Here is a 12,315-nt window from a genome sequence, read left to right on the forward strand (position 1 = left end):
GATCTCCCGGGCCCGTGCTTCCGCGAGCGGGAGCGGTCAGCCCGCCAACGCCGCCAGGGTCACCTCGCGGACGCCCACGACGTCCATCCGCGCGGGCGAGCCGAGCACCGACCCGCAGCTCTCCGGACGGGGCGGCAGGGACGCGCCCCGGGCGACCTCCACCAGCCACCGGCGCCCGTCCCGGTGGGCGACGGTCACTTCCCAGCGGGGCGCCGCACCGTCCGTCCGTACGACGCTCAGGGCCTCGGCGGCGTACTCGCCCACCGCGCGCCGGACGGCCAGCTCGGCCGCCTGCCCCGGCCGCTCCCAGGCGGAGCCTCCCCGGCACCCCTCGACGACGATCCGGCCCTCCCGCACGCCGTGCAGCACCTCCTTGACGGCGTGCGCCTCGGCCCGCCCGTACGCGTAGCCGTACGGCAGCACGAGCAGCGTGGGGGAGAAGCGGTGACCGCCCAGGTGGGTGACCTCCCAGACACCCTCGACCCCGGAGGCGGCGAGTTCGGCCGCCAGGGGCCGTCCGAGGAGGGCGCAGCAGCGGTCGCGTTTGCCGTTGGTGCAGACGAGGGCGAGGGGGTCGCCCTCGTGGGGCCGTCCGCCGAGCGCGGTCGCGAAGGACTCCGGCTCGCCCCTGCCGAGCGCGGCGAAGTCGAGGTCGAGCAGGCGTTCGGGGTCCGCGGTGGTGGTGGCGTACAGCCACACGTTTCCGGGAACGGTGTGGGCCACGTACACCCGGCGCGTGCCCGGCGTCCGGCGGTCCGCGTGCCGTCCGGGCCGCCGTATGAGCGCGATCCGCACCCCGGTGTCCTGCGCGGCGGCCTCCAGGGCGCGGCCCAGCGCGGGGTCGAGATGGCTGGAGGTGAGCGCCTTGGCACCCCAGGGGCCGGGCTGCTCCAGCAGCAGCCAGGTCCGCGCGGTGGCCGCGGTTCCCGCGACCGGCTCATCGAACTCACGGGAGACGTTCGAGCACGTGCTACTCACAAAGGTGAGCCTAACCTGACTTGTTCGCGAGTGGCTTGTCGGCCCGCCCGTACGTCGTGGGCCGACCGCGTCCACGGGTGCGCACGGCCCGATGGTGACAATTGCCTTGAACAAGGCTGATCATCGATTCTTCGCTTACTTGTCACTCTTGCGGAGGATTCTTCGGAGCGGGAGTGCCCTCACGCCCCCGAGTGATAGGAATGCCGCACGCGTTGCGTCTTTTGAGGTGTGAGCGGGTCCGACCGTCTGCGAGCCTCCTCCGGTCGGGAGGCAGACCTGCGACGATGCCATCGCGCGTCGCGTGGTAGCGGGCGCAGGCGCTCGCGTCTTGAGAAGCAGAGGAAATTGAACAGTGAGTCAGATCGTCCGCCGTCTCGGTGTCGCTCCGCGCTATCGAGGCAGTACTGGTGGTGGAACATGCCCCGATATCTTCGAGCTGGCTGACGGGAGCTTCGCCGTCATCGGCACGGATGCCACCGATTCGCTCGATTCCCAACTGCCCGAGGACGCCGCACGTGCCGACTATGAACGCATCGTCGTGATCACCAGGGAGACCCTGATCAAGGCGAAAGCGGACATCCCGGACGCCTAGTCACGCATCGAGTGGTGGGTCCCCGACCACCCACCACTCGTCGGTGTCGGCCTCGTCCAGCTGCAGCAGCAGATCGTCGATCAGCAGGCCGAGCTCTGCTTCTTCCGTCCCCGTCAGGCTCGCACGCTGTTGCCGGGTCGCGTACCAGTACTCCCTGACGATCGGGTTCTGGAACATGCCCCGGGCGTGTTTGAAGAACTCGTCCCTGGTGAGGTTGCCGATGCGGTAGTAGCAGAGCAGGTTCGTGTACAGGGCGTTGGCGAAGAGGTACTGGCGGCGCTTCTGGACGGTGACCGGCGCCTCGAAGATGTCCAGGACTTCGGTGAGTTCGGGGTTGTCCATCGCCTTGCTCAGCAGCTCCCAGTGCTGGCGCTGCTGCATGGCCAGGTTGGTCTGCTGCTGCGTGACCGCCCGCTTCTCCAGGTGTTCCAGACGCTCGCCGATCGCATCCAGGGCGTGTCGCTGCGCCGCCGCGGCGGCGACGGCGCCTGCCGCGATGCCCAGGACGGCCGCGACCGCGGTGCGGAGCCCCCGTATCCCACTACTCTGTGTGGCCATGTCAAATACCCCCGATCAGGCCGCCGTCCGCCGGTCGTCGGGTTGCGGGTCGACTGTAGGGAACCGGCGAGCGGTGGGCGGCGCTTGCCGCCTTCCAGGGTGCCGAGCGGCTCTGATCGGCGGGAAGGCGGCCAGGCGGCGCACGGAGGGAAGCGAGGGTCGCACAAACCGGCGCCTTGCCCAACGTCTGCCCCGTGGACGCTGCTAACAATCGTTCACTTCGCCGTCGTTCCGGGTACTCGTATCCTGGACCGTCAGTCGGTCTTCCGTGCGCACGCCGTGAGCGAGCCGGTGTGCGCACAGGTGTGAGAGGGGTCGCGTGTCGGAGCGGAGCAGCGGGCGGCAGATTCCGGTGGTCGTCCTGGCCGGATTTCTCGGCTCGGGGAAGACCACCCTGCTCAACCACCTTCTCCACCGCAGCGGCGGCAGCCGCATCGGTGCCGTCGTCAACGACTTCGGAGCCATCGAGATCGACGCGATGGCCGTCGCCGGGGCGCTCGGTGACTCGACCGTGTCGCTGGGCAACGGGTGTCTGTGCTGTGCCGTGGACGGCAGCGAACTCGACGTGTACCTCGAGCGGCTGGCCCGCCCCTCCGCCGGGATCGACGTCATCGTCATCGAGGCCAGCGGCCTCGCCGAACCGCAGGAACTCGTGCGGATGGTGCTCGCCAGCGAGCATCCGGACCTCGTGTACGGCGGACTCGTCGAGGTCGTGGACGCCGCCGAGTTCGACGACACCCGGGCCAGGCACCCGGAGATCGACCGGCACCTCGCCCTGGCGGACCTCGTGGTCGTCAACAAGGTGGACCGGGTCACCGACGCCTCGCGCGTACTGACCCTGGTCCGGTCCCTCGTCGACCGCGCGGCCGTCGTCCCCGCCACGCACGGCCGTGTCGACCCCGAGTTCCTCTTCGACTGCAGGCCGAGCGAGGAGCGCGTCGGGCAGCTGTCGTTCGACGATCTGCATCACGCCGACCACGCCGACCACGCCGAGCACCTGCACGCCGCGTACGACAGCGTCTCCTTCGTCTCCGGGCGCTCGATGGACCCACGGCGGCTGATCCGGTTCCTGGACAGCCGGCCCGAGGGGCTCTACCGGATCAAGGGGTACGTCGACTTCGGTCCGTACGACGTCGGCAACCGGTACGCCGTACACGCCGTGGGACCGTTCCTGCGGTTCTACCCCGAGCCCTGGCCCGCCGGCGGGGAGCGGCTCACGCAGCTCGTCCTCATCGGCTCGGGCATCGACGCCACCGCCCTCGGCGAGGAACTGGAGGCGTGCGCGAACGACGGCGCCCCACACGCCGACGACCGCGGCATGTGGGGCGTTCTCCGCTATGTGCAGGGGGCGGCGGAGGACCCGGCCGCCTAGACCGGGCCCGCCACCACCGACACCGTCTTCGGCAGGGAGACGCCCGAGCCGTCACGGCGCGGGTCGGGTTCCGGGAGGGCCACCGCCGTGCCGTTCTTCTGCGCGGCACGGGCCGGGAGCGGGCCCGCCCAGGCCAGGGCCAGGCAGTCCTCGCCCTTCAGGAACCGCTGGCAGCGCACGCCGCCGGTGGCCCGGCCCTTGCGCGGGTACTGGTCGAACGGGGTCAGCTTGGCCGTCGTCTGGACCGAGTCGTCCAGCGTGCCCCGCGAACCCGCGACCGTGAACACCACCGCGTCCGCGGCCGGGTCGACCGCCGTGAAGGAGATGACCTTCGCCCCCTCGGCGAGCTTGATGCCCGCCATGCCGCCCGCGGGACGGCCCTGCGGCCGGACCTGCGCGGCCGGGTAGCGCAGCAGCTGCGCGTCGTCGCTGATGAAGACCAGGTCCTCCTCGCCGGTGCGCAGCTCGATCGCACCGACGATCCGGTCGCCCTCCTTGAGCGTGATGACCTCCAGCTCCTCCTTGCTGGAGGGGTAGTCGGGCACCACGCGCTTGACGACTCCCTGTTCCGTGCCGAGCGCCAGGCCCGGCGACGACTCGTCGAGCGTGGTCAGGCACACCACCTGCTCGTCGTCCTCCAGGGACACGAACTCGGCCAGGGGCGCCCCGCCCGAGAGGTTCGGCGTCGGCATCGCCTGCGGGAGCTGCGGCAGGTCGATCACGTTCAGCCGGAGCAGCCGGCCGGACGAGGTGACGACGCCGATCTCACCGCGGGCCGTCGCCGGCACCGCCGAGACGATCACGTCGTGCTTGACCCGCTTGCCGTCGTCGGCGAGCGGCTCGTTGTCCGCCGTACGGGCGAGCAGGCCCGTGGAGGACAGCAGCACCCGGCACGGGTCGTCCGCCACCTGCAGCGGTACGGCGGCGGCCGGGGCGCCGGCCGACTCCAGCAGCAGCGTACGGCGGTCGTTGCCGAACTTCTTCGCCACCGCGGCCAGTTCCGCGGAGACCAGCTTGCGCAGCTCCGCGTCCGAGTCCAGGATCCGGGTCAGCTCCTCGATCTCCGCGTTCAGCCGGTCCTGCTCGGCCTCCAGCTCGATCCGGTCGTACTTGGTGAGGCGGCGCAGCGGCGTGTCCAGGATGTACTGGGTCTGGATGTCGCTGAGGGAGAACCGCTCCATCAGGCGCTGCTTGGCCTGCGCGGAGTTCTCGCTGGAGCGGATGAGACGGATGACCTCGTCGATGTCCACCAGGGCCGTGAGCAGGCCCTCGACCAGGTGGAGGCGGTCGCGCCGCTTGCCGCGGCGGAACTCCGAACGCCGGCGTACGACGTTGAAACGGTGGTCGAGGTAGACCTCCAGGAGTTCCTTGAGGCCCAGGGTGAGCGGCTGGCCGTCCACCAGCGCCACGTTGTTGATGCCGAAGGACTCCTCCATCGGCGTCAGCTTGTAGAGCTGCTCCAGGACCGCTTCCGGCACGAAGCCGTTCTTGATCTCGATGACCAGCCGCAGACCGTGCTCGCGGTCGGTGAGGTCCTTGACGTCGGCGATGCCCTGGAGCTTCTTCGAGCCGACCAGGTCCTTGATCTTGCCGATCACCTTCTCCGGGCCGACCGTGAAGGGCAGCTCGGTGACGACGAGGCCCTTGCGGCGGGCCGTCACGTCCTCCACGGTGACCGTCGCGCGGATCTTGAACGTGCCGCGGCCCGACTCGTACGCGTCCCGGACGCCGGACAGGCCGACGATCCGGCCGCCGGTGGGCAGGTCGGGGCCCGGGACGTGCTTCATCAGGGCGTCGAGATCGGCGTTCGGATACCTGATCAGGTGCCGCGCGGCCGCGACGACCTCGCGCAGGTTGTGCGGCGGCATGTTGGTGGCCATGCCGACGGCGATGCCCGACGCGCCGTTCACCAGGAGGTTCGGGAAGGCGGCGGGCAGCGCCACCGGTTCCTGCTCCTGCCCGTCGTAGTTGGGCGCGAAGTCGACCGTGTCCTCGTCGATGGACTCGGTCATCAGGCTGGTGGCCTCGGCCATCCGGCACTCGGTGTACCGCATGGCGGCGGGCGGGTCGTCGTTGCCCAGCGAGCCGAAGTTGCCGTGGCCGTCGACCAGGGGGACGCGCATCGAGAACGGCTGGGCCATGCGGACCAGGGCGTCGTAGATCGACGCGTCGCCGTGGGGGTGCAGCTTGCCCATGACCTCGCCGACGACGCGGGCGCACTTCACGTAGCCGCGCTCGGGCCGCAGGCCCATCTCGTTCATCTGGTAGACGATGCGGCGGTGCACCGGCTTGAGACCGTCGCGCGCGTCCGGCAGGGCGCGGGAGTAGATGACCGAGTACGCGTACTCGAGGAAGGAGCCCTGCATCTCGTCGACGACGTCGATGTCGAGGATCTTCTCCTCGTACGAGTCGTCGGGCGGCGGGGTCTTCGTGCTGCGGCGGGCCATCGCTGCCGGCTCCTTGCTGAAGCGTTTTGGACGGGATCTGACGCGGACCATTGTGGACCGTGGCACTGACAGACGGGACCAGGGTCCCGGGTCCGGGCGGTTGATGGGGGCGGGGGAGCAGGGTACGCGGTGCGTGTGATCGGCTTTTTGCGGGGCTCCTGGTGATCGGGGTGAAGCGGGTCGGGGGCGGGTCGCGCGAGCCGGTGCCGGTGCCGGTGTCGGCGGGGTGCCTCCCCACTCTCGGCTTCTCTCCCACTCTCAGCTCCGCTCGAGCGGGAGGTCCCCTCATCGCCCGCCCGTGCGGTGGGGTCGGGCGGGTGCCCGGTGTCGTGGCTGGCCGGGGGTGGGGTTGCGCGGCCCGGCGCTTGCGGGGTGCCGTCGCGCCCACCCGTGCCGCCCCAGCGGCACGACTGCCCGCGGCGGACGCGGCATGCGGTGGCACGACTGCGCGCGGTGGGCGCGGCATGTGGTGGCACGACTGCGCGTGGTGGGCGCGGCATGCGGTGGCACGACTGCCCGCGGCGGACGCGGCATGTGGTGGCACGGCTGCGCGTGGTGGGCGCGGCATGCGGTGGCCGGCTGCCCCGCGGATCGCGGAAGCGCTGCCCGCGGCTGACGCGGCTCGTGGCGGCGGCTGCTTGTGGAAAAGCGGCGTGTGGTGGCGAACGCCTGCGGAGAGCGGAGGTGCTGTCCGCGGATCGTGGGGGTGGCGGTCCGCGGATCGCGGCTCGCGGGAACGGTGGCGCGGGTGCCCGCGTGTCGCCCGGCATTCTCGCTCTCGGCGTATCCCGGTCGCGTCGGGAACTTCGTCGGGGGTCCGCGCGCTTGCATACAGTGGCAGGACCGGCAGAAACGGCGGTTTCGACGACCGCCTCCGCGATCGAAGGGACGTACATGCCCATGGGTCACACGGCCACAGCCCAGGCAGGCTCCGGCGGCCTGACAGCGACCGAGCACCGCCTGGCCAACGGCCTGCGCGTGGTGCTCTCCGAGGACCACCTGACCCCGGTCGCCGCGGTGTGCCTCTGGTACGACGTGGGTTCGCGTCACGAGGTCAAGGGACGTACGGGTCTGGCTCACCTTTTCGAGCACCTGATGTTCCAGGGCTCCGCCCAGGTGAAGGGCAACGGTCACTTCGAGCTGGTCCAGGGCGCCGGCGGCTCCCTCAACGGCACCACCAGCTTCGAGCGCACCAACTACTTCGAGACCATGCCCGCCCACCAGCTGGAGCTCGCCCTCTGGCTGGAGGCCGACCGCATGGGCTCCCTGCTGACCGCCCTGGACGACGAGTCCATGGAGAACCAGCGCGACGTCGTCAAGAACGAGCGCCGCCAGCGCTACGACAACGTCCCCTACGGCACCGCCTTCGAGAAGCTGACCGCCCTCGCCTACCCGGAGGGCCACCCGTACCACCACACGCCCATCGGCTCGATGGCGGACCTGGACGCGGCCACCCTGGAGGACGCCCGCCAGTTCTTCCGCACGTACTACGCGCCGAACAACGCCGTGCTCTCCGTCGTCGGCGACATCGACCCGGAGCGGACGCTCGCCTGGATCGAGAAGTACTTCGGCTCCATCCCGGGCCACGACGGCAAGCCCGCCCCGCGCGACGGCGCGCTGCCCGACGTCATCGGCGGGCAGCTCCGCGAGATCGTCGAGGAGGAGGTCCCCGCGCGTGCGCTGATGGCCGCCTACCGCCTGCCGGAGGACGGCACGCGCGCGTGCGACGCCGCCGACCTGGCGCTCACCGTCCTCGGCGGCGGCGAGTCCTCGCGGCTCTACAACCGGCTGGTACGGCGCGACCGCACGGCCGTGGCCGCCGGCTTCGGCCTGCTGCGGCTGGCCGGGGCCCCCTCCCTGGGCTGGCTGGACGTGAAGACGTCCGGCGACGTGGAGGTGCCGGTCATCGAGGCCGCCATCGACGAGGAGCTCGCCCGGTTCGCCGAGCAGGGCCCCACGGCGGAGGAGATGGAACGCGCGCAGGCCCAGCTGGAGCGCGAGTGGCTGGACCGGCTCGGCACGGTCGCCGGCCGCGCCGACGAACTGTGCCGGTACGCGGTCCTGTTCGGCGACCCGCAGCTCGCCCTGACCGCCGTGCAGCGCGTCCTGGAGGTGACGGCGGAGGAGGTGCAGGAGGTCGCCAAGGCCCGTCTGCGCCCCGACAACCGCGCGGTGCTCGTCTACGAGCCCGTCGCCCCGGAGGCCGAGGACGCCGAGGACACCGAGGAAGCCGCCGCAGCCGCCGGCACCGACGAGAACGAGGAGGCGGCGAAGTGACCGAGCTCGCCACGATGGACTTCCACCCGCAGCCGCAGGCGGGCGACGCCAAGCCCTGGGCCTTCCCGGCCCCCGAGCGCGGCACGCTCGACAACGGCCTGACCGTGCTGCGCTGCCACCGCCCCGGCCAGCAGGTCGTCGCCGTCGAGGTGCTCCTCGACGCGCCCCTGGAGGCCGAGCCGGCCGGTCTCGACGGTGTCGCCACGATCATGGCGCGGGCCTTCTCCGAGGGCACCGACAAGCACTCCGCCGAGGAGTTCGCCGCCGAGCTGGAGCGCTGCGGCGCCACCCTGGACGCGCACGCCGACCACCCCGGCGTCCGCCTCAGCCTGGAGGTCCCGGCCTCCCGGCTCACCAAGGGGCTCGGGCTGCTCGCCGACGCGCTCAGGGCGCCCGCGTTCGCCGACAGCGAGGTCGAGCGGCTGGTCCGCAACCGCCTCGACGAGATCCCGCACGAACTGGCCAACCCCTCCCGCCGCGCCGCCAAGGAGCTCTCCAAGGAGCTGTTCCCGGCGAGTGCCCGTATGTCGCGTCCGCGCCAGGGCACCGAGGAGACGGTCGCCGGCATCGACTCCGCGGCCGTACGCGCCTTCTACGAGAAGCACGTCCGCCCCGCCACGGCGACCGCCGTGGTCGTCGGCGACCTCACCGGCGTCGACCTGGACGCGCTGCTCGGCGACACCCTGGGCGCCTGGACCGGTTCCTCGGCGCAGCCGCGGCCCGTTCCGCCGGTGGTCGCCGACGACACCGGCCGCGTCGTGATCGTGGACCGCCCCGGCGCCGTCCAGACGCAGCTGCTGATCGGCCGTATCGGCGCGGACCGGCACGACCGCGTGTGGCCCGCGCAGGTCCTCGGCACGTACTGCCTCGGCGGCACCCTCACCTCCCGCCTGGACCGCGTGCTGCGCGAGGAGAAGGGCTACACCTACGGCGTACGGGCGTTCGGTCAGGTCCTCAGGTCCGCCCCGGACGGCACCGGCGCGGCGATGCTGGCCATCAGCGGCTCCGTCGACACCCCGAACACCGGCCCCGCCCTCGAGGACCTGTGGACGGTGCTGCGCACGCTCGCCGCCGACGGGCTCACCGACGACGAACGCGATGTCGCCGTGCAGAACCTCGTGGGCGTGGCGCCGCTCAAGTACGAGACCGCCGCGGCCGTCGCGAGCACCCTGGCCGACCAGGTCGAGCAGCACCTGCCCGACCACTACCAGGCCGACCTGTACCGGCAGTTGGCCGCGACCGGCACCGTGGAGGCCACCGCGGCCGTCGTGAACGCCTTCCCGGTGGACCGTCTGGTGACCGTCCTCGTCGGTGACGCGGCGCAGATCAAGGCACCCGTCGAGGCACTCGGCATCGGTGAAGTCACCGTCGTGACGGCCGAGTAGCGAGCGGCGAGGACGCACGCGCGCGTGGGGCCCTGGTGACACGAAGGTCACCAGGGCCCGCTTATGCCCGAATCGGGGCGGAAGTTGCCTGTCTGGCCTGTGGGATGCGCTACAAAAACCGGGATTCGTTTGAGGATCGGGAGACGGCCCGCTTAGCGTCGTCCGGGCTGTTCGTCGGGCAGTGCGCCGCATCCGCGGCACCGGACAGTCATCGCCGAGTCCCCCTACGGCGCGAGCCAGGGGAGCCGGGGACCCACCGCAGTCCCTGGGGTGAATCGGACGCCCGCGCGTGTCGCGAGGGGGTCCGTAGGAGACCTTCCTGCTCCGAACCCGTCAGCTAACCCGGTAGGCGAGAGGGAAGGAAAGGACCAGCCTGTACATGGCGTTCACCCGCGCCCCGGGCAAGCACCGTCGTCCCAGCCGGACGCAGCGCGGCACCGCCCGCGCGGCGGGCGTCGCGGCGCTCACCACCACCGGCGTCGTCGGCTCCCTCGCGGCCCCCGCGCTCGCCGCCGAGCCCGCCGCCGCACAGACCGGCCTCACGCCCGTCGTCACCCTCGGCGACGCGGTCGCCGACCGGATCGACGCCCAGGCGGCCGCCCAGCACGAGGCCGCCCGGGAGGCGGCCGAGGCCGCCGCGCGCAAGGCCGCGGAGGAGGCCGCGCGGGAGAAGGCCGCCAAGGAGGCCGAGGAGGCCCGCGCGGAGAAGGAGCGCGCCGCGCGGGAGGCCGAGCGCGAGCGCCTCAACACCTTCGTCTCCCCGATCTCCGGCTCGTACGTCTCGACCGGCTACCAGGCCGGCAGCTCGCTGTGGTCCTCCGGCAGCCACACCGGTGTCGACTTCCACGCCGCGAGCGGCACCCCCGTCCGGTCGGTCGGCGTCGGCACCGTCGTCGAGGCCGGCTGGGGCGGCTCGTACGGCAACCAGGTCGTCATCAAGATGCACGACGGCACGTACACCCAGTACGCCCACCTGGCGTCCATCGGCGTCTCGGTGGGCCAGCAGGTCGCCGCCGGGCAGCAGATCGGCCTCTCCGGCGCCACCGGCAACGTCACGGGCGCGCATCTGCACTTCGAGGCCCGCGCGGGCGCCGATTACGGCTCCGACCTCGACCCCGTCGCCTACCTCCGCGCGCACGGCGTGAACCTCTGACCCGTTCGCTTCCCGATGCCCCGGCTCCCCGAGCCGGGGCATCGGTGTTTCCGGGCATCGCCTGTCCGGGCATGGCCTGTCCAAAAAATATGTATGGATTCCGGTCCGCCGTCGTGAATTCCCGCAGATTGCAATAGAGTCGCGGAACACACGTCAATCTTCGACGTTTCACGGGGATTAAGCCGGAGGTTCGTCATGCGTATTCCCGCGCACTCGGTGTGCACGGCGATCCGGGACGACATCGTAGCGGGTGTCCACGAGCGCGGCGGGCGGCTCACCGAGGAAGTCCTCGCCCGCCGTTACGGCGTCTCCCGCGTCCCCGTCCGGGAGGCGCTGCGCACGCTGGAGGCCGAGGGGTTCGTGGTGACCCGGCGGCACGCGGGCGCGTGCGTCGCGGAACCCACCGAGCAGGAGGCCGCCGACCTGCTGGAGATGCGCATGCTCCTCGAGCCGCTCGGCGCCTCCCGCGTGGCCCAGCGCCGTACCGAGGCCCATCTGAAGGTGCTGCGCGGCCTGGTCCGGCTGGGGCAGGAACGCGCACGCCAGGGCAACAGCGACGACCTGCGCTCCCTGAGCGGCTGGTTCCACGAGACGCTCGCCCAGGCCACCGGCAGCCCGGCACTGACCTCGACGCTGACCCAGCTGCGGCACAAGATCGCCTGGATGTACGCCGCGGAGGGGCCGTCCGACCCCGTCGAGTACTGGGCGGAGCACGGCGCGATCGTGGACGCCGTGGCGCGCGGCGACGGCGACCGCGCGCGGTCCGTCACGGCGCTGCACACCGAGCGCGCGAGCGCCGGGCACCGCCTGCGTTTCGCCTCCGGCGCCGGCCGCGCGGACCGTGTGAGGAACTCGCAACATGCCGTAAACATGCCGAGCATTCGACATTAACACGGGTGCCGTATACAAAGAGGGAGCATTTATCGGGGGTTATTCATGCTGCCCGCGAAAAGGAAAAGCGAGAGGCCCGCCCGATAACTCGGGCGGGCCTCTCGCTGCTGCGGTCGGATGTCTGCGAACGACGATCGCCGCAACCATCGATTGAGGAACCCTCACGGCGCGCAACCAGATCCGCGAGAGCGGTGCCGGTTTAGGCGCAAAGGGGCGCCTCAGACGGTCTCGGGGAGTTCCTCGAGACCCTCGGAGACCAGCTTCGCCAGACGGTCCAGGGCGGCGTCCGCGCCCTCGGCGTCGGAGGCGAGGACGATCTCCTCGCCGCCCTGGGCCCCCAGGCTCAGGACGGCCAGCATGGAGGCCGCGTTGACGGGGTCGCCCCCGGCCTTGGCGATCGTCACCGGGACGCCTGCGGCCGTGGCGGCTCGGACGAAGATGGAGGCGGGGCGGGCGTGGAGACCCTCGGCCCAGCCGACGTTGACGCGGCGCTCAGCCATGTGTTGCTGCCCTTCGCTGTTCAGGGTTGTCTAGACCAGTTTCCCATATCGTGAAGCATGCCCGGAGCGTGCCGGGAGCGCGCCCGAAGTGGCGTCCGCTCCCGCTCCCGGTGACAGCCGGTCCGCGGCCTCGGCCCGGCTGTCGTCCACCACAGACTGCCT

At 71.5% G+C, this 12,315-nt stretch carries 10 protein-coding genes and 1 riboswitch; of the genes, 6 read left to right on the forward strand and 4 right to left on the reverse strand.

All coding sequences use genetic code 11. The features are described from left to right. Positions 1-36: 36 nt before the first annotated feature. The gene (locus tag ACZ62B_RS18065; RefSeq protein ID WP_344567018.1) at positions 37-978 is read right to left on the reverse strand and encodes a sucrase ferredoxin; all 942 of its coding nucleotides are present in this window, start codon (positions 976-978) and stop codon (positions 37-39) included. A gap of 352 nt (positions 979-1,330) precedes the next feature. On the opposite strand from ACZ62B_RS18065, the gene ACZ62B_RS18070 reads away from it, so the two are divergent. Further along, positions 1,331-1,570, forward strand: a complete 240-nt coding sequence (locus ACZ62B_RS18070) for a hypothetical protein (protein WP_344567016.1) — start codon at positions 1,331-1,333, stop codon at positions 1,568-1,570. On the opposite strand, the gene ACZ62B_RS18075 is transcribed toward ACZ62B_RS18070, so the two are convergent. Next, on the reverse strand, positions 1,571-2,128 hold the full coding sequence (locus tag ACZ62B_RS18075; protein ID WP_344567014.1) for a DUF6082 family protein: 558 nt from the start codon (positions 2,126-2,128) through the stop codon (positions 1,571-1,573). Between the two features lie 319 nt (positions 2,129-2,447). On the opposite strand from ACZ62B_RS18075, the gene ACZ62B_RS18080 reads away from it, so the two are divergent. Then, the gene (locus ACZ62B_RS18080; RefSeq protein ID WP_469691062.1) at positions 2,448-3,500 is read left to right on the forward strand and encodes a CobW family GTP-binding protein; all 1,053 of its coding nucleotides are present in this window, start codon (positions 2,448-2,450) and stop codon (positions 3,498-3,500) included. Here the strand turns inward: ACZ62B_RS18080 and ACZ62B_RS18085 are convergent. After that, positions 3,497-5,947 carry a DNA gyrase/topoisomerase IV subunit A gene (locus ACZ62B_RS18085; RefSeq protein ID WP_468723121.1) on the reverse strand — a complete coding sequence of 817 codons (2,451 nt, stop codon included), beginning with the start codon at positions 5,945-5,947 and terminating at the stop codon, positions 3,497-3,499. The two genes, ACZ62B_RS18080 and ACZ62B_RS18085, sit on opposite strands and share 4 nt — an antisense overlap. 894 nt (positions 5,948-6,841) lie before the next feature. Between ACZ62B_RS18085 and ACZ62B_RS18090 the strand changes: the two genes are divergently transcribed. The 4 genes from ACZ62B_RS18090 (at position 6,842) to ACZ62B_RS18105 (ending at position 11,653) form a co-directional block, all read left to right on the forward strand. Further along, entirely contained in the window at positions 6,842-8,224 is a 1,383-nt protein-coding gene (locus ACZ62B_RS18090; protein ID WP_344567008.1) for a M16 family metallopeptidase, read from the forward strand. Beyond that, a complete protein-coding gene (locus ACZ62B_RS18095; RefSeq protein ID WP_344567007.1) occupies positions 8,221-9,609 on the forward strand; it encodes a M16 family metallopeptidase in 1,389 nt (462 codons plus the stop codon). The genes ACZ62B_RS18090 and ACZ62B_RS18095 overlap by 4 nt, the downstream gene beginning before the upstream one ends. Positions 9,610-9,811: 202 nt before the next feature. Next, a riboswitch (cyclic di-AMP (ydaO/yuaA leader) is annotated at positions 9,812-9,976 on the forward strand. 12 nt (positions 9,977-9,988) lie between these two features. Then, positions 9,989-10,762, forward strand: a complete 774-nt coding sequence (locus ACZ62B_RS18100; protein ID WP_468880908.1) for a M23 family metallopeptidase — start codon at positions 9,989-9,991, stop codon at positions 10,760-10,762. A 195-nt stretch (positions 10,763-10,957) separates the two neighbouring features. Continuing rightward, complete coding sequence (locus ACZ62B_RS18105) at positions 10,958-11,653, forward strand: GntR family transcriptional regulator (RefSeq protein WP_469691066.1); 696 nt, start codon at positions 10,958-10,960, stop codon at positions 11,651-11,653. A 218-nt stretch (positions 11,654-11,871) separates the two neighbouring features. On the opposite strand, the gene ACZ62B_RS18110 is transcribed toward ACZ62B_RS18105, so the two are convergent. Then, the gene (locus tag ACZ62B_RS18110) at positions 11,872-12,153 is read right to left on the reverse strand and encodes an HPr family phosphocarrier protein (protein ID WP_030826211.1); all 282 of its coding nucleotides are present in this window, start codon (positions 12,151-12,153) and stop codon (positions 11,872-11,874) included. Between the last annotated feature and the right edge of the window lie 162 nt (positions 12,154-12,315).

It is taken from the genome of Streptomyces sp. NPDC053426, assembly GCF_055585405.1.

Coding starts and splice junctions, on each gene's coding strand:
- ACZ62B_RS18100 (WP_468880908.1), top strand. CDS start 9,989: ATGGCGTTCACCCGCGCCCCGGGCAAGCACCGTCGTCCCAGCCGGACG.
- ACZ62B_RS18105 (WP_469691066.1), top strand. CDS start 10,958: ATGCGTATTCCCGCGCACTCGGTGTGCACGGCGATCCGGGACGACATC.
- ACZ62B_RS18075 (WP_344567014.1), bottom strand. CDS start 2,128: ATGGCCACACAGAGTAGTGGGATACGGGGGCTCCGCACCGCGGTCGCG.
- ACZ62B_RS18085 (WP_468723121.1), bottom strand. CDS start 5,947: ATGGCCCGCCGCAGCACGAAGACCCCGCCGCCCGACGACTCGTACGAG.
- ACZ62B_RS18110 (WP_030826211.1), bottom strand. CDS start 12,153: ATGGCTGAGCGCCGCGTCAACGTCGGCTGGGCCGAGGGTCTCCACGCC.
- ACZ62B_RS18090 (WP_344567008.1), top strand. CDS start 6,842: ATGCCCATGGGTCACACGGCCACAGCCCAGGCAGGCTCCGGCGGCCTG.